The sequence below is a fragment of the Stenotrophomonas sp. 28608_Sma genome (assembly GCF_056486185.1).
Genome location: NZ_CM151308.1, coordinates 3,157,471 through 3,183,072 on the forward strand (window position 1 = coordinate 3,157,471; position 25,602 = coordinate 3,183,072).

Sequence of the window (25,602 nt, forward strand, 5' to 3'; positions counted from 1 at the left end):
ACGGCCGTGCAACGCCAACGCGCGCTACTCTCGGGGCAGGCCCAACTCCCACGGGAAGTGCGATGAACCACTACGAGAACGACGACCGCCGCAACGACGACGCCTCTTTCGGTGACCAGGCCGAGCGCTTCTCGCGCAAGCTGAGTGACTCGGCGCAGCAGGTCTGGTTGGCCGGCCTGGGCGCTCTTGGCCGTGCACAGGCCGAAGGCAGCCGCTTCTTCGACGGCCTGGTGAAGGAAGGCGAAGCCTGGGAAGCCCGCCGCCGTGAACGCAACGGCGAACAGGGCCCGGGCTGGCGCGACAACGTTGAAACGTCGCTGGACGAGGCCCGCGAGAAGGCTTCCGGTACCTGGAACAAGGTCGAAAAGGCCTTCGACGACCAGGTGCAGGGCGTACTCAAGCGCCTGCACGTGCCCACCGCCGACGAGGTGACTGCGCTGGAGGCGCGCATCGACGCACTGCAGGCACGCCTGGCCAAGCTGGAAAACCGTGCGGCCTCGGGCACCGATGCTCCCGCCCCGGGTAGCCATCAATCGCCAGGCAGCGTGCCCTGACCGACCATTGTTGCAATGCAATAAATTTTGATTGACAATCGCGAGCAACCCGCCAATCGCTTCGGCTGCCGTTTGTTCCCTCCCCTCACGGCTTCAGGATTGGCGGGTTTTTCGTGCCCGCCGTATACCGATCTGCGCGCGCCATCACGTTTCCTGTCAGGAACCTCCTGACCCAGCGATGCGGCACGACCTTTACACTGTCGTCCTCCGCATTCGCCCCTTCCGCGCACCTCCTGCATGCTCCCTTGGATCCTGGCCCTGCTGTCGGCCCTGCTTACCTGTTCCCTGGCCGTTGTCTATCTGTGGTGGATCAAGCGGCGGCAGAAGGAGATGCAACTCGGCCTGCAGGCCTTGGCGGGCATGCACTGGCGCGAATTCTCAGTGCTGGTCAAACGCATGCTGCGCGAACAGCGCGGCCTGCGTGAACTGAACGACCCGGCCGAGGAGTCCCGCGAGCCGAGCAGCGACTTCCTGCTCAGCGATGGTCCCAACCAGTGGCTGGTGTCCTGCAAGCACGGCCTGGCCTACCGCATCGGTACCGCCGCAGTGAACGAACTGGGGGCGGCCGCGCGCCTGGCCGGCGCCAAGGGCGGCGTGCTGCTGACCGAGGGCCGGATCGAACGCGACGGCCGCAGCGCCGCCGAAAAGCAGGCGGTCGAGGTGCTGGACGGCCCGCGCCTGTGGCCGTTGCTGCAGCCCTATCTACCGGCGGAAATCGAAACCCGTGTGCGCGCCAGCGCCCGCCATGAAGCCCTGCGCCGCATTGCTATAGCCGCGCTCGCCGCGGTGACGCTGGGCCTGCTGGTGGGATTGAGCCTGCAAGGGCTGCATGTGCAGGACGCTCCGTCCGTTGCCGAGGAGACGGGCGCCCCCGCGCCGGTTGCGCCTGCGGTTGAAGCGGCGCCCGAACCGGCGCCGGCCCCCGCCACCACGCCGCCGACCACGCTGCCTGCGCCGGCCACGCCCTCAACCGATGCGCGCAGCAATCCCAACCCGGATGCCGCCACGCTGGAGCGCTTCCAGGCCGATCTGTCCCGTGCCTTGGCCGGCAAGCCCGGCATCGCCAGCGGTGTCTGGCTGACCCGGCAGACGCTGGCGATCAACCGCACCGGCGAGCTGGACGCGGTGTGGCCGCGGGTCTGCGAGGAAGTCCTGCACTACCCCGCCCTGCGCAACGTGCGCATCCAGCTCAACGCCCGCCCCGGCGTGGATGAGCCGGTGCGCTGGCGGCAATGCGCCACGTACTGATGGGGCCGCATCCACGCGTGGCGTGGATCTACTGAACCCCGATGCGCGACCCCTTGGTAGATCCACGCCACGCGTGGATGCCTTTGCAGAGTTGAGCCACACGCGAACAGCAGCCGAGCATCGGCTCGGCTCCACATGGCGCCCGCTCAGCCCAATGCTGCGAGATGGGCGATGTAACTGGAACGCGATTCACCTGCCGCTCTGGCCTGCGCATCCAGCCTCGCCAGGATCCGGCGTGGCAGGCTGATATTGACCCGCTCGATGGTGTCGTCCAGCAGAGCCGGATCAATGCAGATGTACGCAAGAATCCAACGGATGTCCTTGGATGCCTCGGCGGCGATCTTCTGCGGCGCGGAAGGTGTCGGAATCGAACGCCCCTCATCCAGGGCCGCATCAATCCAGGCGAGTGCAGCTTCCTCGGCAGCGCTGAGCGCATCATCAAGCGTATCGGCCGCCGAGAAGCACCCCGGCAGATCCGGAACGACCACACCCCACGCGGTGCGCTCATCGCCTGCCTCGATCAAGACTGGATATCGCATGGGCCCTCCTACGTCAGTCCTGCGAGCATCCGCATCGCCTGCACCAGCCCTTCCCCAGATCCTTCCTTGGGTGAGGAACGGTGATGATGTGAGGGTGCTGCGGGTGCACGAATACATTATGGGATCCGCGGATTCGACGACAGATCCAACCTGCCGCTTCCAGATCCCGGATGGGGTCCCTGCTCTTCATGCAGGGACGATACACATCGCACACACGCCCCGACAGAGTTCAAGGCGACAGTCGTTCCGGCCCAGTAGATCCACGCCATGCGTGGATGGAATCCCTATCGCGCGCCCGGCGCGAAGCGCGCCACCAGATCCCAGGCATCCCCCAGGAACACCTGGCGCACACGGGTGATCGGCTGTTCGCCGCGCCAGGTCAGGCGCTCGATCACCAGACAGGCGGTGCCGGGCTTCACCTCCAGCAGCTTGGCGGTGGCGGTGTCCGCGCCCCAGGCACTGATGCGGTGCTGGGCACGGGTCCACGACACGTTCTGCAGCAGCCAGCTGCCCGGCGCGGTGGTACTGAAATCGACCTCCAGCACCTCGGGCACGCCCACCGGGCTGATCAGGCGGTGCTCCAGCGCCAACGGACGGCCATCGGCCAGGTGCAGGCAGCGCATCGCCAGCAGCGTCTCCTGGCCGGCCAGCTCCACTTCACCGGCATTGCCAGCGTCGGCCAGGCGCAGCTCGCGCTGCAGCAGACGATAGGCGTACTGATGGCCGCGCGAGCCGACCTCCATCGCGATATCGGGAATCTCCAGCGCCACCTGCTCCAGGTGTGGGGGCTGCCGCGCCACGAACGAACCGGCGCGGCGGCGCCGCTCGATCATGCCGCTCTCGGCCAGCGCGGTCAGCACCTTGTTCACCGTCATCCGCGAGCAGCCGTACTGCTCCATCAGCTCGTGCTCGTACGGAATACGGAAGCCCGGCGCCCACTCTCCGCTGAGGATGCGGCTTTCCAGATCGCTGCGGATACGCTGGTTGAGCGTGGCGGACTTGCTGGCCTTCACGTGATGGGGTCTCGGTGGCGGGAGGCGATCAGCCCAGCACGCCACGCAGGGCGGCAGCGAAGGCGGTGGTGATCGCCTCGCGCTGCAGGTGGCGGCCGTCGGCCACGCACTGGCGGCCATGACGCCAGACCGATCGCAGCGCGCCATTACGTGCGGCGAACACCCAGCTGTCAAGCCATGCGTCATCCTGCCGCGCCTGTAGCGCGGGGTGTGCGGCATCCAGCTCGACCAGGTCGGCACTGGCGCCGACCTGCAGGCCGGCGGCCACACCCAGGGCCTGTGCACCGCCTTGCAGTGCGCCCTCGAACAGGAAGCGGCCGGTGCTGCGGGTGGCATCCGGAGCCAGCACATTGCGCCCGCGCAGGGTCAGGCGCTGACCGTATTCAAGCAGGCGCAGTTCTTCAGCCGCGTCGATCAGCACATTGGAATCGGAGCCGACACCGAAGCGACCGCCTTCGCGCGCGAACGCCTGCATCGGGAACAGGCCGTCGCCCAGGTTGGCCTCGGTGATCGGGCACAGGCCAGCCACGGCGTGGCTGGCGACGATGGCCGCGCGCTCGTCATCGGTGATGTGGGTGGCATGCACCAGGCACCAGCGCGCATCCACCGGCGCATGGTTGTACAGCCACTGCACCGGGCGCTGGCCGCTCCAGGCCAGGCAGGCCTCCACCTCGCGCACCTGTTCGGCGATGTGGATGTGCACCGGGCCGTCGGTCAGCGGCAGCAGGGCACTCAGTTCCTCTCCGGTGACCGCACGCAGGCTGTGCGGGGCAATGCCGAGCACCGCATCGGGCAGCGCGGCCAATGCCGGCCTGGCGGCATCCAACAGCTGCGCGAAACCGTCCACATCGTGGATCAAGCGACGCTGCGCGGGATTCGGCGCCGCACCGCCGAAATCGGCGTGCGCATAGAACACCGGCAGCAGGGTCAGGCCGATGCCGGTCTGGTCGGCCGCCGCCGCAATCCGCGCGCTCATCTCGGCACGGTCGGCATACGGCCGGCCGTCAGCATCGTGGTGCAGGTAGTGGAATTCGCCGACGCGGGTGAAGCCGCTTTCCAGCATTTCCATGTAGGCCTGGGCGGCGATGGCCTGCACCGCGTCCGGGCGCAGATGGGCCAGGAAGCGATACATCAGCTCGCGCCAGCTCCAGAAGCTGTCACCGTCGCCGCCGCCGATCTCGGTCAGCCCGGCCATGCCGCGCTGGAAGGCGTGGCTGTGCAGATTGGGAAGGCCCGGCACCAGGATGCCGGCGCGGGTGTCGCCCGCCTGCGCGCCCTGCCCCGTACTGATCGCCGTGATGCGACCGTCCTGCACCTGCAGGCGGACATCGCGGGCCCAACCCTCGACCAGCAGGGCGTGGGCGGCATGGAAACAGTGCGGGGAACGCGAATCGGACATGGCTGGACAACCCGAAATGGACGCCTATATTGTATAGACATATAAGCACAGCCGCGTTGTGGATGCCATGCACGTCGATACCCTCTGGTCCAACGTCCACCTGATCACCCTCGACGGCGAGGGGCTGGGTGTCATCCGCGATGGCGTCCTGGCCTGCGCTGACGGCCGTATCGTCCATGTCGGCCCAGCCGGCAGCGATGCCCACCTGCAGCCGACCACCCGCATCGACGGCGAAGGCCGCTGGATTTCGCCCGGCCTGATCGACTGCCACACCCACCTGGTCTACGCCGGCAACCGCGCCAACGAGTTCGAGCAGCGCCTGCAGGGCGTCAGCTATGCCGACATCGCCCGTGCCGGCGGCGGCATCGTCTCCACCGTGCGCGCCACCCGCGCCGCCACACCGGAACAGCTGGCCAGTGAAAGCCGGCCGCGCCTGCTGGCAATGCGCGCCGAGGGCGTGACCACCCTCGAGATCAAGTCCGGCTACGGCCTGACCCTGCCCGACGAACGCAAGCAGCTGCAGGTGGCGCGTGCGCTGGGCGAGGAATGCAGGGTCAACGTGGTGACCACCTTCCTCGGCGCACATGCGATTCCGCCAGGCCGCGAAGCACAGGAATACACCGACGAGGTGTGCAACGTGATGATTCCGGCCAGCGCCGCCGAAGGCCTGGCCGAAGCGGTGGATGTGTTCTGCGAGAACATCGCCTTCTCGCCGGCGCAGGCGCGGCAGGTCTTCGAAGCGGCGCGCGCCAACGGGCTGGCGGTGAAGATCCACGCCGAGCAGCTGAGCAACCAGCATGGCGCCGAACTGGCCGCCAGCTTCGGTGCACTCTCGGCCGACCATATCGAACACCTGGACGATGCCGGCATCGCCGCGATGGCCGCGGCCGGTACCGTAGCGGTGCTGCTGCCCGGCGCCTTCTATTTCACCCGCGATACCACTCTGCCGCCGATCGCCGCGCTGCGTGCGGCCGGCGTACCGTTGGCGCTGGCCACCGACAGCAATCCGGGCACCTCGCCGCTGACCAGTCCGCTGCTGGCGATGAACATGGGCGCCACCCTGTTCCGCCTGACCGTGGACGAGTGCATCGCCGGCTTCACCCGTGAAGCGGCGCGTGCGCTGGGCCATGGCGACCGCATCGGCCGCCTGGCCGTGGGCCTGGACTGCGACCTGGCGATCTGGGACATCGACGCCCCCGCCGACCTGGTCTATCGCATTGGATTCAACCCGCTGCACGCGCGCGTGGTGCGCGGACAGCCCGACCTGCCTGCCTCCTGGAGCAACACATGAGCAACACCCTGGTTCTTCGCCCCGGCCATGTCACTCTCGCCCAGTGGCGGCAGGCCTATCGCGGTGCGCCGCTTGCACTGGACCCGGCCGCGCTGCCGGTGGTGCGTGCCAGTGCGGCGACCGTGGCTGCCATCGTCGCCAAGGGCGCGCCGGTCTATGGCATCAACACCGGCTTCGGCAAGCTGGCCAGCGTGCGCATCGAGCGCGAAGACCTGGCCACCCTGCAGCGGAACATCGTGCTCTCGCACGCTGCCGGTGTTGGCGAGCCGATGCCCGCCAGCGTGGTGCGCCTGATGATGGCGCTGAAGCTGGTCAGCCTGGCGCAGGGTGCTTCGGGCATCCGCGAGGAAACCCTGCTGCTGCTGGAAGCAATGCTGGTCAAGGGTGTGCTGCCGGTGGTGCCCGCACAGGGCTCGGTGGGTGCCTCGGGTGACCTGGCGCCGCTCTCGCACCTGGCCAGCGTGATGCTGGGCGTCGGCGAAGCCTTCATCGGTGACGAACGCCTACCGGCGGTCGACGCACTGGCACGTGTCGGCCTGCAACCGATCGAGCTGGGCGCGAAGGAAGGCCTGGCCCTGCTCAACGGCACCCAGTTCTCCACCGCCTATGCGCTGGCCGGCCTGTTCGAGATCGAAACCGTGTTCCAGGCCGCGCTGGTCACCGGCGCGCTGTCGGTGGAGGCGGCCAAGGGTTCTGACACGCCGTTCGACCCGCGCATCCACGCCATCCGTGGCCAACGCGGCCAGATCGCCACCGCCGCCACCCTGCGCACGCTGATGCAGGGTTCGGACATCCGCGAGTCGCATCGCGACAACGACGTGCGCGTGCAGGATCCGTACTGCCTGCGCTGCCAGCCGCAGGTGATGGGCGCGGCGCTGGACATCCTGCGCCAGGCCGCGACCACGCTGGAAATCGAAGCCAACGGCGTGTCCGACAATCCGCTGGTGTTCACCGACACCGGCGAAGCACTGTCCGGCGGCAACTTCCACGCCGAGCCGGTCGCCTTCGCCGCCGACATGCTGGCGATGGCGGTGTGCGAGATCGGTTCGATCAGCGAGCGCCGCCTGGCGATGCTGGTGGACCCGGCGCTGTCCGGCCTGCCGGCGTTCCTGACCCCACGCCCGGGCCTGAATTCCGGCTTCATGATTCCGCAGGTGACCGCCGCCGCGCTGGTCTCGGAAAACAAGCAGCGCGCCTACCCGGCCAGCGTCGATTCGATCCCGACCTCGGCCAACCAGGAAGACCATGTGTCGATGGCCGCGCACGGTGCGCGCCGCCTGATGCAGATGGCCGAGAACGCCGCCAATGTGATCGGCATCGAGCTGCTGGCCGCTGCGCAGGGCTGCGACTTCCACGCGCCGCTGCGCTCCAGTGCCGCGCTCGAATCCGTGCGCGCCACACTGCGTGCGCAGGTGCCGACGCTGGAAGAAGACCGCTACTTCCACCCGGACATGGTGACCGCCACCAACCTGGTGCGCAGTGGCGCGCTGGCGCAGGGCTTGGCCGGGCTTCTGCCAACCGTGGAACCGCAGGCATGAATGTCCATCCCGAATGGCTGACGGTGCACGAAGGCGATGCCCCGCTGATCGTCAGCTTCCCACATACCGGCAGCGAGCTGCCGCACGATCTGATCGGCGACTACCGCTCGCCGTGGCTGGCACGCCGCGACGCCGACTGGTGGGTGCACGAGCTGTACGACTTCGTGCGCGGCATGGGCGCGACCACGGTGCGCTCGGCGATCTCGCGCTCGGTGATCGACCTCAACCGCGATCCCAGCGGCGTGTCGCTGTACCCCGGCCAGAACACCACCGGCCTGTGCCCGCTGACCACCTTCGACAACCAGCCGCTTTACCACGCCGGGCGCGAACCGGATGACGCGGAAATCGCCCGTCGCCGCGACACGTATTTCCTTCCCTACCACGATGCGCTGGCCGCACAGATCACGCGCCTGCGTGCACGCCACGGCACCGTGGTGGTGTATGACGCGCACTCGATCCGCTCGCATATCCCGCACCTGTTCGACGGCGAGCTGCCGCAGTTCAATCTCGGTACCGCCGGCCCCTCCGGCGCGCCGGACACCTCCTGCGACAACGCGCTGAGCGATGTGGTGGAGAACCTGCTGAAGATCAGTGGCATGAGCCAGGTGCGTAACGGCCGCTTCAAGGGCGGCTGGATCACCCGCCACTACAGCAACGTCGCCGGCGGCGTGCACAGCCTGCAGATGGAGCTGGCCTGCCGCGGCTACATGCACGAACCCCTGCCGGACCAGGTGGACGAACACAGCTGGCCCACCCCGCTCGACCCCGACCACGCCGCACCGCTGCGCCACACCCTGGCGCAGGTGCTCAACGCCTGCCTTGAATTCGCTACGAACCGGAGCGCCGCATGACCCGCAACGACCCGTCCCGCACCATCGCCGCGCCGACCGGCACCACGCTCAACGCCAAGAGCTGGCTGACCGAAGCGCCGCTGCGCATGCTGATGAACAACCTGCACCCGGACGTGGCCGAGCGCCCGCAGGAACTGGTGGTGTACGGCGGCATCGGCCGCGCCGCGCGCGACTGGGAGAGCTTCGATGCCATCGTCGAAACCCTCAAGCGCCTGGACGATGACCAGACCCTGCTGGTGCAGTCGGGCAAGCCGGTGGGCGTGTTCCGCACCCATGCCGATGCGCCGCGCGTGCTGATCGCCAATTCCAACCTGGTGCCGCGCTGGGCCAACTGGGACCACTTCAACGAGCTGGATAAGAAGGGCCTGGCCATGTACGGCCAGATGACGGCCGGTAGCTGGATCTACATCGGCGCGCAAGGCATCGTGCAGGGCACCTACGAGACCTTCGTGGAGATGGGCCGCCAGCATTTCGGTGGCGACCTGACCGGCAAGTGGCTGTTCACCGGCGGCCTGGGCGGCATGGGCGGCGCGCAGCCGCTGGCTGCCGTAATGGCCGGCGCGTCCTGCCTGGCCGTCGAGTGCCGCAAGAGCAGCATCGACATGCGCCTGCGCACCGGCTACCTCGACACCTGGACCGACAACCTGGATGAAGCGCTGCGCCTGATCGACGAATCGTGCAAGGCCGGTACGCCGAAGTCGGTGGGCCTGCTCGGCAACGTCGCCGACGTGCTGGCCGAACTACTCAAGCGCGGCGTGAAGCCGGACCTGCTGACCGACCAGACCTCCGCGCACGACCCGGTGAACGGCTACCTGCCACAGGGCTGGACCGTCGAGCAATGGGATGAGAAGCGCGTTTCCGCCCCCAAGGAAGTGGAAAAGGCCGCGCGCGCGTCGATGGCCAACCACATCCGCGCCATGCTCGGCTTCCACGCGTTGGGCGTGCCGACCGTGGACTACGGCAACAACCTGCGGCAGATGGCACTGGAAGAAGGCGTAGAGAACGCGTTCGACTTCCCCGGTTTCGTACCGGCCTACATCCGCCCGCTGTTCTGCCGCGGCATCGGTCCCTTCCGTTGGGCCGCACTGAGCGGCGATCCGGAAGACATCGCCAAGACCGACGCCAAGGTGAAGGAACTGATTCCGGACAACCCGCACCTGCACCGCTGGCTGGACATGGCCGCCGAGAAGATCAAGTTCCAGGGCCTGCCGGCACGCATCTGCTGGGTGGGCCTGGGTGACCGCGATCGCCTCGGCCTGGCGTTCAACGAAATGGTCGCCAACGGTGAACTGAAGGCACCGGTGGTGATTGGTCGTGACCACCTGGACAGCGGCAGCGTGGCCTCGCCAAACCGCGAAACCGAAGCGATGGCCGACGGCTCCGATGCGGTGTCCGACTGGCCGCTGCTGAACGCCCTGCTCAACACCGCCAGCGGCGCGACCTGGGTGTCGCTACACCACGGCGGTGGCGTCGGCATGGGCTTCTCGCAGCACGCCGGCATGGTGATCGTCTGCGACGGCACCGAGGCCGCAGCCAAGCGGATTGGCCGCGTGCTGTGGAACGACCCAGCCACCGGCGTGATGCGCCATGCCGATGCCGGCTATGAGATCGCGATCGACTGCGCGAAGGAAAAGGGGCTGGATCTGCCGGGCATCCTCGGCTGATCGCAGGGGTGCCGGCCAGCGGCCAGCACTACCGGAAACGTAGGGTAGTGCCGGCCGCTGGCCGGCTCTCCCTGATGCGGGAATCGGTGCCCTTGACCCGCTCTCCCGCCGTGACCAACATGCGCCATCACCGCTGACGGATCACCGCGATGTACCGCACCCTTGCTGCCGCATTGCTCTGTGCCCTGGCCATCGCCCTGCCCGCCTCGGCGCGTGACGTCCCTACCGGCCTCTCTTCCCGGCTCGACGCCCAACTGCAGAGCAACCGCGAGCGCTACGGCATCGCCGGCCAGGCGGTACTGGTCGCACACAATGGCCAAGTGCTCTACCAGGGCGCCAGCGGCGAGCGCGACCCGGCCACGCATGCACCGGCCACCGTCGATACCATCTTCGCCGCGCAGTCGATGGCCAAGCTGCTGACCAGCACGCTGGTGATGCAACTGGTGGATCAGGGCAAGGTGGATCTGGATGCGCCGGCCAGTCGCTATGTGCCGGACCTGCCATCAGCATGGCAGACCATTCACGTACGCGATTTCCTCAACCACAGCTCGGGTATCGGCGAGTATTACGACCGGGTGGACAACCGCTGGGTGAGCAAGGGCTACACCGGAGTGGCGCCGGACCTTGCAGCAGCGCTGAAGGTGGCCGGCGCGACACCGATGCAGTTTGTCACCGGCAGCCGCGTGCAGTACACCCAGGCCAACTACCTGGTGCTGACCGCCTTGCTGGAAGCGCATTACCGCAAGCCCTACCCGGCCATCGCGCGCGAACGCATCCTGCTGCCATTGAAGATGACCAGTACCTCGTGGGGCATCACCAGCGTGCCGGCGCAGCGCGCGGCGGTGCCGTACATCGGCAAAGACGGCGCATTGCAGCCGGCCAATGAAGCCCCCTGGCCGAACTACGGTTGGGGACACGCCGACCTGCAGACCACCGTGGGCGACATGAACCGTTTCCTGCAGGCGCTGGCGACCGGCAAGCTGCTGCGCACGGCGACCCTGGAAAAACTCTGGCAGCCGCAGAAACTGGCCGGCGGCGGCAGCAATTTCTTCTCCACCGGTTGGGACACCACTCGCAGCGACGGCTACACCCAGGTCGGCCACGATGGCGGCACCCGTGTACGTGCGCGGCTGGCCTACAAGGGCACGCTGGCCAACGGCTACTGGGTGTTCGTGTACCTGACCAACGGCAGCGCCCGCAATGTCTGGTCGAGCACGCTGGTCGAGAGCACGATGGCGGTGGCCGCACCCGAGGAGTTTCCGCATGCGGTGTTGTCCGAGCGACTGATCGCGTATGCGCTGGATGACAGCGCTGGCGCGGCCGAAGCTGTGCATCGCTGGCTGCGCGACAGCAACAAGGTTGCTGCCAGTGAACTGGAACGCGCGATCAATGCCGATGGTTACGCGATCCGCGAGAGCCTCGGGGCACGCAAGGCAGTAAAGGTATTTGCTCTCAACACCGAGCTGTATCCGGATTCGGCAAATGCGTGGGACAGCCTGGCGGAATGCCATGCGGCGCTGGGTGAGAAGGAAGCGGCCGATCGGCTGTATGCCAAGGCCAAGGGGCTGGCGAAGCCGGCTCTGTAGAGTCGAGCAAGGCTCGACTCTACAGAAAGCGAAAGACAGTCGAGCAAGCTTGTATGTTCCTCCCGGCTCCTACGCGGTATGTAGGAGCCAGGGTGGAGGGACCGTCAAGCATGCATCTGCGGATACTAGCCGACAGACGAGTCGAGCGATCCCCATCCCGCACACGAACGTCGATAAAGGATCGTACGGCCCCCAAAGGGGATCGTCGATGTAGGCAAGCTAACGTCGGTGCGGTACCACCCCAGCCCCTTAAAGATAGCTGGGAGCCGTACAAATGTCTGATTCTCTCGATATTGGCGTGGACGTGGACTCCAAGGAGTTCGTACCGGCAGTGGCCGACCGCAAGGCCGGCGACAGGATCGCCAACACCCGGGCCGGCATAGCCCAGTGGCTCAACACCTTGCCCCAGCGATGCCGGATTGGCATGGAGGCGACGGGGCGGTACTACGAGTTGTTGGCTCGGATGGCTGGCCAGGCAGGCCACGTTGTCTATGTGATCAATCCACGTCTGATCAAGCACTACGGCCGGGCGACGGGCTCGCGTGGCAAGACGGACGCCATGGACGCCGAAGCGATCGCCCGGTACGTGAAGAAGGAGAACGATCGCCTGCGTGAATACGTACCGCGTACCGACGAGCAGCAACAGATGCACGATTTGCTGCGCAAGCGGCAGACGCTGGTAAAGACACGCGCGCGCCTGGAGCAATCCTTCGGGGTAAGCAAAAGTGCCCCCGGGGAGCTGTCAGATCTGTTCTGCGCTCTGGCTGGGACGCTGTCCGAGCTGGAAAGCGAACTGCAGCGCTTGGGTCGCGATGGAGAGCATGGCACGCTCTACAAGCGCCTGTTGACCATCCCTGGTATCGGCCCCGCCGTCGCCGCTCACCTGATTTACTACATGACGCGCTGGCCGTTGGCCAACGCCAACGCGTGGATCGCCTGCACGGGCCTGGATCCCCGGCCCAACGAGTCTGGCGGCAGAACGGGACGGCGTCGGCTGTCCAAACAGGGCGCGCCAGTGCTGCGCCAGATGCTCTACATGGCCGCCATGGGGCTCAAGCGGTGTCGTCGGGGGCAACCGCTCTACGACGAGCTGTCAAAACGCGGTCACCCCAGCACCGCCGTCTTCAACATCCTGGCCAGAAAGCTGGCCAGGATCGCCTGGGGTGTCTTCAAAAGCGGCCGGGACTTCGATCCGGCCATGCTGAAGGTGGGTCAAGCCTGCTTCCAGCAGGCTTGACCACGAACATAGGATCTCGACTCTACAAGGAGCGCGGGCGGCCATACGCCGCCGATGGGTGACGTGACGTCGCCGACCTGTTAACTTGCGCGCCACTTTCGTGGTTTACAGCATTCCCGCATGTCGCTCTCGTCGTACCGCCCCGCCCCGTCGCTGTTGTTCCTGGCCGTTTCTCTTGGCCTCTCCTCCACCGCCGCTGCGGCCCCGCAGGCCACCACGCTGGATGCGGTGCAGGTCACCGCCGCCGATGCCAGCGCCCAGGCGCGCGAGGCGCTGAAGCGCGTACCCGGCGCCAGCAACGTCATCGACGTGGCCAAGGCGGACAGCCGGCTGTCCAGCAGTGCCGATGTGCTGGCCTACCAGCCGGGCATCAGCGCGCAGTCGCCGGGCAACGAAGGCACCAAGATTTCGATCCGTGGCTCAGGCATCAACCGGGGCCCGGGCGCGCATGCCTCGGGTATTGCGGTGTCGATCGACGGCCTGCCACTGACCGGCCCGGGCGGCACGCCCTACGAGCTGCTGGAACCGCTGTGGCTGTCCCGCGTGGAAGTACTGCGCGGCGCCAACGGTTTCGAGCGTGGCGCGCTGGCACTGGGCGGTGCCATCGACTACATCAGCCGCAGCGGCCGTGATTCGGCGGGCGTGCAGCTGCACTACGAAGCCGGCAGCCGTGGCTACCAGAAGCGCGGCATCAGCTGGGGCGGCGTCAGTGGCGATGTCGATTACTTCCTGGCCTACACCGATACCGAGTTCGATGGCTATCAGCGCCATGCGCGCGGCGACGGCAAGGGCGCGATGGCCAACATCGGCTGGCAGATCACGCCCGACCTGCAGACACGCTTCTTCGTGCGCTACCGCGAAACCAATCACGAAACACCCGGTCGCCTGACCCGCGATCAGATCCGCAATGACCCGCACGCGGCGAACCCAGCCAACCTGGCCATCGATGCACGTCGCCCGCAGCCCGGCAGCACGTGGGTGGGCAACGTCACCACGCTGCAGATCGATGAGGATTCCTCGCTGCAGGCGGGACTGGTCTATCACACGTACCCGATGGACTTGAACGAGAGCCTGTACCGCCAGCAGCTGGACTACGCCAACCTCAACGCCACGTTGGACTACCGCCACCGCCACCGGCTGTTCGGCCTGGACAGCGAAACCACGGTCGGCCTGCGCGTCACCCACGATCTGGACGCCGATGTGCGCGAGTCGCTGCGTTTTGCCAGCAACGGCTATGCCACCGGCACGCGCACGCGTGACTTCCGCCACCACGGCACCGACAGCACGCTGCACGTTGGCAATACCCTCACCTTCAATGACCGCCTGCGCATGCAGACCGGGCTGGCACTGATCAACACCCGTCGGAATGTACAGGTGACCTGGCCGAGCAGCGGCGGCCGCCTGCGCGACCACGACTGGGACTATGCGCCACGACTGGGCTTCACCTGGCAGCACAGCGCCCAGACCCAGTGGTTCGGCAACCTAAGCCGCTCGGTGGAAGCACCGCACCCGTGGTCGATGATCTGGGGCTCGAACCAGTACTTCAGGCCGGGCAATGGCCCGTCCACCGGCCGCCAGCGCACGCCGGTGCCGATGCAGAACCAGACCGCCACCACGCTGGAACTGGGCGCGCGCGGTGACGCGGCGCTGGGTCGCTGGGAACTGACCGGCTACTACGCGCACGTAAACCACGAACTGCTGAGCGTCGAACTGCAACCGGTGCCGAACCTGTTCATCGCAGAGAACAACGCCAGCCCCACCGTGCACCGCGGCATCGAAGCCGGATTGGACAGCACCCTGTGGCAGGCTGCACCGGGCCGCGTGTCGCTGCGTCAGGCGTACACCTTCAGCGACCTCCGCTATCGCCACGATGCGCGTTTCGGCAGCAACCGCCTGCCAGGCCTGCCGCGCCACGCCTACCAGGCCGAGCTGCGCTTCGATCACGCGTCTGGCCTGTACGCTGCGCTCAATACCGAATACGCCTCGCGCATCGCCGTCGACTACGCCAACAGCTACTGGGCCGACAGCCATGTGATCTTCGGCAGCCGCATCGGCTACGACGCACCCGGCGGTCGCTGGCAGGCCTGGGCGGAGATGCGCAACATCGGCAACCGCCACTACGCCGCCACGGTCACGCCAGGCTACAACGATGCCGGCAAGGATGTCGCCCGCTCGACGCCGGGCGAAGGCCGTGGCATCTACGCTGGTGTGCGTTTGCGCTTTGACTGATGACCGCAGGCGGCGCCGGGTGTGATCCAGCGCCGCCGTTTCAATGTCAGCTGATGCGCCACGCCGGCAGGCGCTCGCTGCGTTTCCAGATGGAAGGCGCGAAGCCGATCAGCACCATCGCCGCCAGCCACTTCGGTGAGGTAGTGAGCAGTGTCGATGTGAGCGAGCCATCGACGGGGGCAGCCATTTCCTGCCACGGGTTGTAGCCCAGGTAGACGATGCTGCCAGCCCACCACAGCAACGCCACACCGAAACCCACCAGCAACAGGGCCAGCGTGCGGCAGGTCCATCGTTGCGAGGTGGTGCCCCATTCGCGGGATACCGCCACCAGCAGGCCCACCACCAGCAGCGAAATCAGGGCCACCAGGCCGATATCGACCTTGGGCCCAATACGCTCATAAGTGCAGGTGCGGCATTGCGCCTCTTCCGCGGCAGTAGCGGCTTCGGCGCCATCGGCCTGCCCGGCTGCAGGCTGTGCCAGTGCTGCAAACGGCAACAACACAGCCAGCAGCGTCACCATGATCCAACGAAACAACATCCTGTTCCTGCGTGCAGCGACATCCATGCGCTCTTCCTCGTCAGTGGTTGTACGTCCAGGGCCGCAGTACGCGGCCGTCCCATACGCCGCCCAGACCCCGTTCCGGGGGTTCGGCCATCCAGCGTCCTTGTTCCCGATGCAGTACGACAAGCTCCCGGTAGACGAAATCGTCGGAACACGAATCCCAGGCGACCGCGATCATAGCCCACTCCCCATCGACGCTGAAAACGGGCCGGGTCAGATAGACGACGTGGTCGTATGTCCGAGTCGGCCCATGCACCGTTGCCCCGCACCCCTGCTCCCGCAGCGCTCGAAGCCCCGCGCTGTCCATCCGCTGCACACCGGCCAATGCGGCCGCAGGCACTGGCGTGGAACGGCGATTGGCGGGAACCAGGTCCGCCTGCAGCTGCAACCGCAGCGCATGGATGTCCTGCGGCCACCAATCGTCCAGCGGCAGGACCAGATCATCCACCTCCTGGCAGGTGGAGGCACTGCTGCCCGGCCAGCAATAGGGCAAGGTCTGCTCCATCACGTAGATGTCCTCCCCCACCGGGTCGGTCAACTGTGGCTGCTCCTGCGGGCGCCATCGATCGACGCGCGTGGACGGCGTCTGCGGTGCGGTGGGCACCTCGCTCAGCGGCGATGGCAGAACTGGTGTTGGCTGCGGCTCTGGCGGAGGTGGAGGGGAGAAAGGCGGCCTCTGCCGGATCGCCAGCGCCATCGCCTCCGCCTGCATCTGCGCCGTTCCCAGGTTGACCAATGGCGGACCGATCGCCTGCTGCCACCTCGGGCGCAGGCTGCAGACTCCGGCCATGAGAGCCAAAGCCGACAGCGCCGCCGCCAACGACGCAATGCGTCGCCAGACGATCCGTTGTTGGCAGTCACGGTCCGGCTTGAACGAGGTATCTGTCATCACGACTCCGGCAACGCGGGCCACAGGCCGTGGCCAAAGCTCATATAGCGGACAGGATCCACTCGAACACGCTCCCATCCGCCCTTGCTGCGGTGCAGAAGGTAGAGGGCGCGCATCGCCGTTCCTCCACTGCACAGATCCGAGGCGATCGATGCCATTGCCCAGTTCCCGTCCAGGCTGAACACAGGACGCTGCAGATAGACAACGCCCAGATCCGGATTGCCCGGGCCACCCGTGCATCCCTCGACGCCGCGTGCGCGCCGTTGCTGAAGCTCGTCCCACGTCATCCGTTGCGCTCGCACATGCGCAAGCTCAAACGCGAGGTCGGGTACGCGTACAGCCCGGCGGTTCGCAACCTGCAGCATCGCCTCCAGATGCTGCTGAAGTTGAAAGGACGCCGCACTGTCATCATCGCGCCACTCGACGACGCTGTGACGAACCTGGCAGACCGGGACGGGGTCTCCTTCACCGCAGGAAGGCGCAGTCCATTCCATCACTGCAAATGGCATGTCGGGTTCCCAGCCGCGCGGCTCGAAGTGTGCTGGCGCGACATCTGCCAGTGGCACCTCCGCGGTCGCGAACGCACTGTTGCCAGTCAGCATCGGGGAGGAGACTGCCTTCATTGGAATCGGTGGTACTGGCGGCTTTCCTGGCGGTGTCGGTCGCAGGTCGATGAGCTCTGCCATCACCTCGGCCTGCATCCGTGCCGTTCCCAGATTGATCGGAGGCGGGCTGACATCCTGCCGCCACTGCGGGCGCACGCTGGCCATCAGCGCTGCGCCAGCAGCCACGAACAGGACGACCGCTGTCGTCAGGATGCGCTTCCGTGCAATGCGCTGTCGCATGAAGCTCCTCGAAGAAATGAAGCAGGTTGGGATATCGGCCGGGAACGTGGCGCTACACTGCTTGAATGACCTGCAGCAGGTGGGTCGCTCCTGGAGCCAGCGCCTGCGCAAGCCAACCCAGCACAGCAAAGAACAGCAGCAGGCCGAGCAGCGGCCAGATCGTGTGCGTCACGCATACGCGCCACCATCCCTGCTCCCGCATGCCCTGCATGCGCCGGTACAGGCCTCCGGCAATGGCCGCGTCCACCAGCAGCTCGGCCATCAGCACTGGCGCCGACCACACCACCCACACGCTGGCCAGCAGAACGGTCGCCAGCAGCGCGACGAGGCCGAGGATCGCGAGCAACGGCAGGCCCGCTTCGTCTTCGGCCAGGCCGGTCAATGGCAGCTCACCGGCATCGTCGCCGTTGACCCGCGCCGACTCATTCCACGAAGCTGACGCGCCGCCACCTCCAGAACGGCCACCGACGCCGCTCCACGGTGGTTCCACGGCACTTCCGCGAGGCGATGGGCTGCCACTGCCCACATCCGGCGACAGGCCATCCAGCACGTTGTCCCAGCGCCAGCGGATCCAGATCCACATCAGCAGCAGGAATACGCCATAGGCCAGCAGCACGGCCATCGGGTAGCGCAGCAGCATCGCGTCGATACCGGCCAGACGCAGCAGGTGCGAGGCGAGGAAACCGGCCGCACCGGTCAGGGCCACGATCAGCGCCATCTGCAGGCGCGGCCAGCCGAGCTGCTGCAGATGCTGCCGCGCGCGCACGACTTCACTGCCGCGATTAGCCGGCAGCTTCAATGGGCTGCGTGTAAAGAAACGGGTGCGTTTCATCGGCGCCGCTGGATGCCGCAGATCGTGCAGCGTGGAAGCTCGAAAACCTGATACTGCATGCGGACATCCTTGCCGGGCACGCGTAAGCGGTGGTGGGCGGATTCTACCGCGGGCAGGTCCGCTGTCCAGACGGCGGACCTGTGCCATCGATCCTCAGCTGCGGTCGATGATCCGCACGATGCGACCGTCCTCAAAAGCGAACTCGCTGCGTCCCTGCAGGGCCAGTTCCGTGCCCGCACTGGGACCATCGGGAATGTCCTGCGCGAACACGCCACGCCAGCCGATGCTGGCCAGCGCCATGCCATCCTCGAAGGTCAACTCGAGCAACCGCTGCTCGCGCTCGCGGAACAACGGCGCCGATTGCCGTGCCAGTTCGCCGAACGCATCGATGCCTTCGGTGACCATCGTCAGCTGGCTGCCGCTGTGGTTCTCGAATCGCACGTTATGCGCCAGCACCGCCAGCATGGCGTCGATGTCGAAGCGGTTGTAGGCCTGCAGGTAGTGCTCGATCAGGTGGCGGCAGTGCGATTCGTCCATGGCGGCGTCCAGTCAGGGCCTGCGCCGAGTCTCCCGCGACCGTGCCGCCGGATCAAGGTCGCGCGGCGGCTTTCAACAACTGCGCGGCCACCTGGTCGAACGGGGCGATGTCCTGCAGTGCGCGGCACATCGCCACCGCACCTTCCACGCTGGCAATCACCAGACTGGCCAGCCCACCTGCGGCGGCCGGATCGTGTCCGTCGGCGACGAACGCTGCGGCCATATGGCCCTGCCAGCGCGCGAATACCTCTGCAGCTGCCGCGCGCGGCTGGCTGTGCACCGCGTCAACCGGCTCCTCCACCGCAGCGGCCAACACCGGGCAGCCGGCGCGGAAATCCGTGCGCAGCAGGCGCTCGCGCCACATCGTCAGGAACTGCTGTAGGCCCTGCACCGCCCCGCCCTTCAGCAGCTCCACCAGCAACGCTTCGACCTTGTCGCCGGCCATGTGGGTGGCACGCGCCAACAGCTCCTGCTTGCCGCCCGGAAAGTGGTGATAGGTGGAGCCCAGCGGTGCCTCGGCCAGCTTGGTCACCTCACGGATGCTGGTGGCATTGAGACCCACGCGCGCCAGCATCTGTGCCGCAGCATCAATCACGCGTTGTGGCGCATCAGAGGGGCGCGGGCTCACGGCAGGCTCCTTGCCAGGACAGTCGTCATAAATTAGCGTATCGGCGATTCTATAACAGTCGTCATAACCATGAATCTCTGGTTCCGCCTGCTCCACCTGCTGCTGTGCAGCCTGTTCCGGCCGAAGCTGGAGGCGCCGTTCGGGGTCTCGCGGCTGCAGTTCCGGGTACTGCCCAACGACCTGGACAGCAACCTGCACATGACCAACGGCCGCTACTGGAACATCTTCGATCTGGGCCGGCTGGACCTGATCCTGCGCATGGGCCTGGGCCGGGTGGCGCTGCGCGAGAAGTGGGCACCGATCGTCGGCGCCGGCACCATCCAGTTCCGCCGCGAACTCAAGCCATTCCAGCGCTTCACCCTGGAAACGCGACTGGTCGGCTGGGTCGGTTCGCGCGGCATCATGGAGCAGCGCGTGCTGATCGGTACCGAGCAGAAGATCGCCACCCGTGCACTGCTGGTCACCGGCATCTACGACCGTCGCGCGCGGCAGTTCCTGGGCATGCCGAAGATGATGGAAGCGATCGGCGTGGTCGCCCCGCCGTCGCCGCCGCTCAGTGCGGCCGCCGAGGCGCTGCTGGCTGCCGATGCGGCGTTGAAACAGGACGACGCCTGAGACGCGTCAGCCCACCTTCGGCATGTTCTTGGTCACGCAATGGATGCCGCCACCGCCACCGGCGATGGCATCGATATCCACCTGCTCGATCACGCGGCCGGGATACATGTCTTCCAGTAGTTCGCGGCAGAATCCATCGGCTTCGTCGTCTCCGAACTGCGGCACGACCACTGCGCCGTTGATCGGCAGGTAGTTGATGTAGCCCATCGCCAGATCGTCGTTGTCGCGCGTATGCACGTTGTCGCGCCCGTCCTGCGGCGGCGGCAGCGTATGCACCTGCAGGCGACGGCCATCGGCATCGGTGGCCCCGCGCAGGATCCGCAGATGCTCGCGGGTCAGGTCGTAATCGTAGGACTCCGGATCGTTGTCCAGATTGGCGATCACCACGCCCGGGCGTACGAAGCGCGCATAGAAGTCCACGTGCGCATCGGTGATGTCCTTGCCGGCGATGCCGGGCAGCCAGATCACCTTGCGCAGGCCCAGGTGATGCTTCAGCTCGGCCTCGATATCCGCGCGCGACCAGTCCGGATTGCGGTTGCGGTTGACCCAGCAGCTTTCGGTGAGGATGGCCGTGCCATGGCCATCGACTTCGATGCCACCGCCCTCGCCCACCAGATCGCTTTCCAGCAGCGTCGCGCCGGTCACCTGCGCCAGCCACGGCGCCACCGCGCCATCGTTGCGCGCGCTCTGCTTGCCGCCCCAGCCATTGAAGTTGAAGTCGACCAGGCCCAGCCCGCCCTGGCCATCGGTGACGAAGCACCCACCATAGTCGCGCACCCAGATGTCATCCAGCGGCACCTCGAGGTACTCGATGTTGTCGCGGCCACAGCGATCCTGCGCCTGCTTCAACTGCGCCGGGCGGCACAGCACGCTGACCGGCTGGTGGCGCGCGATGGTACTGGCCAACCGCGCCACGGCGGTGTTCACCGCATCGGCTTGCGCGCCCCACACCCGCGGCTGCGCGGCGAAGGCAAGGAACACGCGTTCCTGTGGGCCGTGCTCGTCCGGCATGCGCCAAGTCCCCGCACCTGGCCCTGCTGCAGCCACGCGACCCGGCAGCCCGGCCAGGCCCAGAGCAGCCAGGCCGCCAAGGCCGGCGGCGCCCGCCAGCTGGGTGAGGAAGTGACGACGGTTGCTCATGACAGGCTCCATGGCCGGTGTGGGATGGGCGCTATGCTGCGCTTGCCGACACATAAGAACAAACGATAGATTCAGCCATCAATTGAACAGTTTTACTTATCTGAAATGCTCAAGCACTGGCCACCACTGAACGCACTACGGGGTTTCGAGGCTGCGGCCCGGCTGGGCAGTTTCCACCGTGCGGCGGAGGAACTGCACCTGACCCAGTCGGCCATCAGCCAGCAGATCCGGGGTCTGGAAGCGTCGCTGCAGCAGCCGTTGTTCTTCCGGCAGGGCCGCAGCGTCACCCTCACCGATGCCGGCATCGACCTGCTGGAAACAACGCAGGCGCTGCTGCGGCAGCTGGCCAGCGGCATCCGCCGGCTCGATCAGTACCGCAAGCCCAATCAACTGATCGTCAACGCCAGCCCGGCCTTTGCTCGGCATTGGCTGGTGCCACGCCTGGCCAGCTTTCACCGGCTGCATCCCGACGCCGATCTGTGGCTGCTGACCAGCGAGGAAGCGCCGGACATGACCACGCAGACGCTGGACGTGGCGGTACGTGATGACCTCGACTCACAGGCGCAGTGCCAGCATCGCGTGCTGCTGCGGGATCGTCTCTATCCAGCCTGCCATCCGGCCCTGCTCGCCACACCGGCGCACGAACGCCTCACCCTGCATGGCGAGCGCGAGATGGACTGGAGCCAATGGCAGGTACAGGGTGGCGCCGATGTCGGCCAGCGTCGCGAGGGAATGAATTTCTCCGAGCCCGGGCAGTTGCTGGATGCCGCGTGCCAAGGGCTGGGTATCGCCTTGGTCAGCGAGCTGCTGGCAGCCCGAGCCTGCGAACAAGGCCTGCTGCAACCATTGGATGATGCACGCGTGCGCGGCCCACGCTGGAGTTGGCTGGTACATGAGGAGAGTGCAGCCGATCCGCTGGTGATCAGTTTCTGCGAGTGGTTGTTGGCAAGCCTGCTCGGCGGAGCTACTTCTGCTGCAGCGCGCGCTTGACCGCCGCCTCGGCCAACGGCGCCATCACCGCATAGCCCTTCGCCGTAGGATGCACGCCGTCCTCCGCCAACTGCGGGTCCAGTCCGCCGATCGCATTGGCCATCGGCGTGTAGTAGTCCAGATAGACCAGCTGCTGCGCATCGGCATAGCGCTTCAATGCCGTGTTCAATGCACGCACCTTCGGCGCTGGCGCTGTTCCCGGCAGCCACGGGTAATCGCTGACCGGCAGCACCGATGCCAGCACCACGGCGATGCCATGTGCACGCGCCAGGTCCACCATCGCGTGCAGGTTGTCCTCGATCATCGCCTGCGTGGACGGGCCGGTGTTGCCGGCAATGTCGTTGGTGCCGGCCAGGATCACCACCACCTGTGGCTTCAGTGCCAGCACGTCCTGCGGGAAGCGCACCAGCATCTGCGCCGTGGTCTGGCCACTGATGCCACGGTTGAGCCAGCCCTTGCCGGGGAAGAATCCAGCGCTGCCTTCCGCACCCCAGCCTTCGGTGATCGAGTCGCCGAAGAACACCACGCGCGGCTGGCCCGGCACGGCCTCAGGCAGTTGCGCGTTGGCATCACGATAGCGCTGCAGCTCCGGAAAATCGGCCAGGCGCTGCTGCATGAAACGAACCTCGTCGGGGCGCAACTGGTCGATGGGCGTCTGCAGCAGCGGGTTGACTGCGACGGCCTCAACGGCGCCCAGCGGAGAAGCCAACGCGAGGCCCAACGCCACGACAGTGGCAGTGGCAAGCTCAACAGGTCCACGCATGCGGGTACTCCTGAAATCATCTTCAGCAGTCTAACGCCCCACCCTGTGCTCAGCGTGCAGCCGTACGCGCCGCCACACCCGTGACTTTCGCCGGCATCCACATACCCGGCGTCCAGCCGCTGGCGGCCAGGATCGCCTTCGGGTTGTCCTGCTGGATCAGCGCACGCACCGCGTCACGCTTGTTCTTGGCCTGCAGGTAATAGGCCTTGGCAATGCGGTATCCCACCCAGTACCCGAGGTCATAGGGCTCCTGCGAACCGGGCTTGTAGTTGTACAGCCACGGCGACAGATCGTTGCTGTCCAGATCCAGCGCGAATGCGCTTTCGATATGCACTTCCCGACCACGGGTCCAGGCCGCATGGCGCCCGTTGCCGACGTTGCCGGAAATCAGTTCGGCGATGAACTCAGCAATGCCCTCGCCCAACGAAACACGCAGCACCGTCGCATGCGGGTCGCCCGGCTCGAAGTCGGTCAGGCCGGTCTGCTGGATGTGCACGTACTCGTGCGCGATCACATGCACGAAGCGGTCCTGCACATTGGGATTCATGAAATCGGCTGCGCACAGCGCTTCTAGGCCGATGATCACGCCGCTTTTCGAGGTCAACCCTACCGGACGACCACGGCCGACGGCGATGGTCACCGGCGGAAACGCAGCCTGCGGATAGATGGCCTGCAGGTTGGAAAACACCTGCGTCAGACGTTGTTTCACCGCCGGCAGTTCGGCCAGACAGCTTCGCCCCTGCACATACAGCTCCGGCTGGCTGGCGATGGACTCGGCAATGCGCTCGGGGGTGACCCGGCGCGCCTTGGCCAGCTCGGCCAGGCCCGCCGAACCCTCGGCCATGTAGCCACGCAACTGCGCAACGCTGGGTTTGCCACCTGCGTTGTCGTACAGCGCGTAGAAGCGGCTGACATCGTCAGTGACAATCTGCGGCCCGGCCGGTGCCGCCGCCGTGGCCATGCCAACCACCCCGGCACAGGCCAGGGCCAACAGGCCGCGCAGGATCATGGACATCGCTCCGTCCTTGGTGGGGTGCATGCGAAGCGCGCAATCTATCACTCCGGCCCGGCCGCCGCAGCAAGCAGATGCGGGCACCCCGGCGCTGTGCCAGACTCGCGTTGGCACCTGCCACGGAAGATAGAGCACCCCGCGATGATGATCGTTCCCGCCTACTGGGCCGAAGCCCGCCTGCAGGCCCGTTTCCGTGGCCGGCCGGTGGTGGTGCGCCGCTTCGGCTGGTCCGACGAAGGCCCTGCCGAGGCGCAGGTGCACGCGGACCGCCGCGCCAATGAAGCCCTCAATGCCATCCTAGCCGGACAGGTGCTGCCGCGTCGCGAAGTGCGCAGCAACTACGGCGTGGAAGGCGTGCCGATCCGCGAGCAGATCGTGCAGCGCGACGGCGACGTCGTCATCACCCGCAACAGCTATGGCGCACTGTGCCTCAACAGCCCGGACGTACTGTTCGCCGACATCGACCATGCGCAGCCGCCAGCCGGCTGCGTGATGCCGGCCATCGTTGCGGCGGTCGTGCTGCTTGCCGGCGCCGTCACCGGCACGCTGCTGTGGCATTGGCTGGTGGGACTGGTGCTGGGCGTGGCGGCGGTGGTTCTGGTCAATGCGGCATTGCTGATGCGCCGCAGGCAGCGGCTGGCCGCCGCCGGGGGCGCCGAGGGGTTGGCGCTGCGACGCGTGGAAGCCTTCAGCGAACAACACCCCCACTGGCATCTACGCGCCTACCGGACGCCTGCGGGACTGCGCGTACTGGCGATGCATGCCACGTTCTCCCCGGAGGACGAGCAGCTGCAGGCATTCTTCAAGGCACTGGGCACCGATACCCTGTACGCGCGCATGTGCCGGCTGCAGCATTGCTTCCGTGCGCGACTGACACCGAAGCCGTGGCGCGTCGGCCTGAAGTACCGCATCCGCCCGCCAGTGGCCGCGTGGTCATCCGAACAGGCCAACAATCCGGATCGATTGGCCTGGATTGCCGAGTACGAAAAGAAGAGCGCCGGCTTCGCAGCCTGCGCTTATCTACGCAGTTTCGGTGATACCACCCGGGTGCATGCCAAGGCCGAGCACGTGCGCGACCTGCATGACGGGTTTTCCCACGCGCAGGACCGCCTACCGCTGGCGTGAGGGCGGGTGCTCAGTCAGCGCTCTGCACGAACGGCTGCCCTGCCAGGGTAGTGCCCAGCCGCACCGCGATCTGTTGACCGTCCTTTTCGAAGGTCGTCGCACACTGCTTTCCGTCCTTCTGGCATCCGACTTCCGGAAAGCCCTCCAGCGACTCCGGCGCGCCCTGCGCAGGCTTCGCCTGCCAGCCTGCGGCGTCCAGCAGGCGCTTGGCCTTGGCATAGGGCATGCCGGCGACGATGCCCAATTGCGTCAGCTCAGCAGGAAACGACTGAGCATATGCCGTTGAAACCAGGGCCAACGACAACGTTGCAGCAAGGAGAATGGCTTTCATTGCACCGACCTGGAACGAGCGATCAGGTTCAGCCTAGACCATTTGCGTGGCATGCGAATGTGCCGGTAACACGTCGTTACCGAGTCTCCACAGTTGATTGCAGAGCACGTGCGGCTGGTTACAGCCGAGCGTGGGCTCGGCGCTACAGCAGGATGCAGGAAGGCCACCCAGAGGTGGCCTTCCT

General features: G+C 66.6%; 26 protein-coding genes. 12 read left to right on the forward strand and 14 right to left on the reverse strand.

Annotated features, from left to right (window positions below):
* Positions 1-62: 62 nt before the first annotated feature.
* A complete protein-coding gene (locus ACZLHH_RS15035; RefSeq protein ID WP_180845349.1) occupies positions 63-554 on the forward strand; it encodes a phasin family protein in 492 nt (163 codons plus the stop codon).
* Positions 555-791: 237 nt separating this feature from the next.
* On the forward strand, positions 792-1,802 hold the full coding sequence (locus tag ACZLHH_RS15040; protein WP_180845350.1) for a restriction endonuclease: 1,011 nt from the start codon (positions 792-794) through the stop codon (positions 1,800-1,802).
* 146 nt (positions 1,803-1,948) lie between these two features.
* On the opposite strand, the gene ACZLHH_RS15045 is transcribed toward ACZLHH_RS15040, so the two are convergent.
* The 4 genes from ACZLHH_RS15045 to ACZLHH_RS15060 form a co-directional block, all read right to left on the reverse strand.
* Positions 1,949-2,326 (reverse strand): type II toxin-antitoxin system HicB family antitoxin, encoded by a 378-nt coding sequence (locus tag ACZLHH_RS15045; protein WP_229295552.1) that lies wholly within the window; start codon positions 2,324-2,326, stop codon positions 1,949-1,951.
* Between the two features lie 28 nt (positions 2,327-2,354).
* Entirely contained in the window at positions 2,355-2,531 is a 177-nt protein-coding gene (locus ACZLHH_RS15050; RefSeq protein WP_081352248.1) for a type II toxin-antitoxin system HicA family toxin, read from the reverse strand.
* Between the two features lie 94 nt (positions 2,532-2,625).
* Positions 2,626-3,354 (reverse strand): histidine utilization repressor, encoded by a 729-nt coding sequence (gene hutC, locus ACZLHH_RS15055; RefSeq protein ID WP_071227499.1) that lies wholly within the window; start codon positions 3,352-3,354, stop codon positions 2,626-2,628.
* A gap of 28 nt (positions 3,355-3,382) precedes the next feature.
* Positions 3,383-4,753: a formimidoylglutamate deiminase gene (locus tag ACZLHH_RS15060; RefSeq protein WP_180845351.1), complete on the reverse strand. Its 1,371-nt coding sequence runs from the start codon at positions 4,751-4,753 to the stop codon at positions 3,383-3,385.
* A gap of 67 nt (positions 4,754-4,820) precedes the next feature.
* Here ACZLHH_RS15060 and hutI point away from each other — a divergent pair, with 67 nt between their 5' ends.
* The 7 genes from hutI to ACZLHH_RS15095 all read left to right on the forward strand — a co-directional run bounded on the left by hutI (position 4,821) and on the right by ACZLHH_RS15095 (position 15,149).
* A complete protein-coding gene (hutI, locus tag ACZLHH_RS15065; RefSeq protein WP_180845352.1) occupies positions 4,821-6,044 on the forward strand; it encodes an imidazolonepropionase in 1,224 nt (407 codons plus the stop codon).
* A complete protein-coding gene (gene hutH, locus ACZLHH_RS15070; RefSeq protein WP_180845353.1) occupies positions 6,041-7,582 on the forward strand; it encodes a histidine ammonia-lyase in 1,542 nt (513 codons plus the stop codon). The genes hutI and hutH overlap by 4 nt, the downstream gene beginning before the upstream one ends.
* Positions 7,579-8,433: an N-formylglutamate deformylase gene (gene hutG / locus ACZLHH_RS15075; protein WP_180845354.1), complete on the forward strand. Its 855-nt coding sequence runs from the start codon at positions 7,579-7,581 to the stop codon at positions 8,431-8,433. The genes hutH and hutG overlap by 4 nt, the downstream gene beginning before the upstream one ends.
* Positions 8,430-10,097 (forward strand): urocanate hydratase, encoded by a 1,668-nt coding sequence (gene hutU / locus ACZLHH_RS15080; protein WP_014037699.1) that lies wholly within the window; start codon positions 8,430-8,432, stop codon positions 10,095-10,097. Before hutG ends, hutU begins: the two co-directional genes overlap by 4 nt.
* A gap of 149 nt (positions 10,098-10,246) precedes the next feature.
* Positions 10,247-11,683 carry a serine hydrolase domain-containing protein gene (locus ACZLHH_RS15085; RefSeq protein WP_180845355.1) on the forward strand — a complete coding sequence of 479 codons (1,437 nt, stop codon included), beginning with the start codon at positions 10,247-10,249 and terminating at the stop codon, positions 11,681-11,683.
* Positions 11,684-11,957: 274 nt separating this feature from the next.
* Positions 11,958-12,920: an IS110 family transposase gene (locus ACZLHH_RS15090; protein WP_132808894.1), complete on the forward strand. Its 963-nt coding sequence runs from the start codon at positions 11,958-11,960 to the stop codon at positions 12,918-12,920.
* A gap of 120 nt (positions 12,921-13,040) precedes the next feature.
* On the forward strand, positions 13,041-15,149 hold the full coding sequence (locus ACZLHH_RS15095) for a TonB-dependent receptor family protein (protein WP_180845281.1): 2,109 nt from the start codon (positions 13,041-13,043) through the stop codon (positions 15,147-15,149).
* Between the two features lie 46 nt (positions 15,150-15,195).
* Here the strand turns inward: ACZLHH_RS15095 and ACZLHH_RS15100 are convergent, their stop codons facing one another.
* The 6 genes from ACZLHH_RS15100 to ACZLHH_RS15125 all read right to left on the reverse strand — a co-directional run bounded on the left by ACZLHH_RS15100 (position 15,196) and on the right by ACZLHH_RS15125 (position 19,442).
* Positions 15,196-15,714 (reverse strand): hypothetical protein, encoded by a 519-nt coding sequence (locus ACZLHH_RS15100; RefSeq protein ID WP_164080426.1) that lies wholly within the window; start codon positions 15,712-15,714, stop codon positions 15,196-15,198.
* 13 nt (positions 15,715-15,727) lie between these two features.
* Positions 15,728-16,600, reverse strand: a complete 873-nt coding sequence (locus tag ACZLHH_RS15105) for a hypothetical protein (RefSeq protein WP_180845282.1) — start codon at positions 16,598-16,600, stop codon at positions 15,728-15,730.
* A complete protein-coding gene (locus ACZLHH_RS15110) occupies positions 16,600-17,445 on the reverse strand; it encodes an energy transducer TonB (protein WP_071227490.1) in 846 nt (281 codons plus the stop codon). Before ACZLHH_RS15110 ends, ACZLHH_RS15105 begins: the two co-directional genes overlap by 1 nt.
* A gap of 52 nt (positions 17,446-17,497) precedes the next feature.
* Positions 17,498-18,277: a hypothetical protein gene (locus ACZLHH_RS15115; protein WP_071227489.1), complete on the reverse strand. Its 780-nt coding sequence runs from the start codon at positions 18,275-18,277 to the stop codon at positions 17,498-17,500.
* A 153-nt stretch (positions 18,278-18,430) separates the two neighbouring features.
* The gene (locus ACZLHH_RS15120; protein ID WP_032127707.1) at positions 18,431-18,814 is read right to left on the reverse strand and encodes a nuclear transport factor 2 family protein; all 384 of its coding nucleotides are present in this window, start codon (positions 18,812-18,814) and stop codon (positions 18,431-18,433) included.
* A 52-nt stretch (positions 18,815-18,866) separates the two neighbouring features.
* Positions 18,867-19,442, reverse strand: coding sequence for a TetR/AcrR family transcriptional regulator (locus ACZLHH_RS15125; RefSeq protein WP_180845283.1), 576 nt, complete (start codon positions 19,440-19,442; stop codon positions 18,867-18,869).
* A gap of 69 nt (positions 19,443-19,511) precedes the next feature.
* Between ACZLHH_RS15125 and ACZLHH_RS15130 the strand changes: the two genes are divergently transcribed.
* Positions 19,512-20,057 (forward strand): thioesterase family protein, encoded by a 546-nt coding sequence (locus tag ACZLHH_RS15130; protein WP_032127705.1) that lies wholly within the window; start codon positions 19,512-19,514, stop codon positions 20,055-20,057.
* A gap of 6 nt (positions 20,058-20,063) precedes the next feature.
* On the opposite strand, the gene ACZLHH_RS15135 is transcribed toward ACZLHH_RS15130, so the two are convergent.
* On the reverse strand, positions 20,064-21,197 hold the full coding sequence (locus ACZLHH_RS15135; protein ID WP_180845284.1) for an agmatine deiminase family protein: 1,134 nt from the start codon (positions 21,195-21,197) through the stop codon (positions 20,064-20,066).
* Between the two features lie 105 nt (positions 21,198-21,302).
* Here ACZLHH_RS15135 and ACZLHH_RS15140 point away from each other — a divergent pair, with 105 nt between their 5' ends.
* On the forward strand, positions 21,303-22,187 hold the full coding sequence (locus tag ACZLHH_RS15140) for a LysR family transcriptional regulator (protein ID WP_180845285.1): 885 nt from the start codon (positions 21,303-21,305) through the stop codon (positions 22,185-22,187).
* On the opposite strand, the gene ACZLHH_RS15145 is transcribed toward ACZLHH_RS15140, so the two are convergent.
* Positions 22,162-22,950, reverse strand: coding sequence for an SGNH/GDSL hydrolase family protein (locus ACZLHH_RS15145; protein WP_197573185.1), 789 nt, complete (start codon positions 22,948-22,950; stop codon positions 22,162-22,164). The genes ACZLHH_RS15140 and ACZLHH_RS15145 overlap by 26 nt on opposite strands.
* Before the next feature lie 49 nt (positions 22,951-22,999).
* The gene (locus ACZLHH_RS15150) at positions 23,000-23,965 is read right to left on the reverse strand and encodes a DUF2268 domain-containing putative Zn-dependent protease (protein ID WP_180845287.1); all 966 of its coding nucleotides are present in this window, start codon (positions 23,963-23,965) and stop codon (positions 23,000-23,002) included.
* A 138-nt stretch (positions 23,966-24,103) separates the two neighbouring features.
* Here ACZLHH_RS15150 and ACZLHH_RS15155 point away from each other — a divergent pair, with 138 nt between their 5' ends.
* A complete protein-coding gene (locus tag ACZLHH_RS15155; RefSeq protein WP_049400168.1) occupies positions 24,104-25,087 on the forward strand; it encodes a hypothetical protein in 984 nt (327 codons plus the stop codon).
* A gap of 10 nt (positions 25,088-25,097) precedes the next feature.
* On the opposite strand, the gene ACZLHH_RS15160 is transcribed toward ACZLHH_RS15155, so the two are convergent.
* The gene (locus ACZLHH_RS15160) at positions 25,098-25,418 is read right to left on the reverse strand and encodes a hypothetical protein (RefSeq protein ID WP_006376283.1); all 321 of its coding nucleotides are present in this window, start codon (positions 25,416-25,418) and stop codon (positions 25,098-25,100) included.
* Positions 25,419-25,602 lie beyond the last annotated feature (184 nt).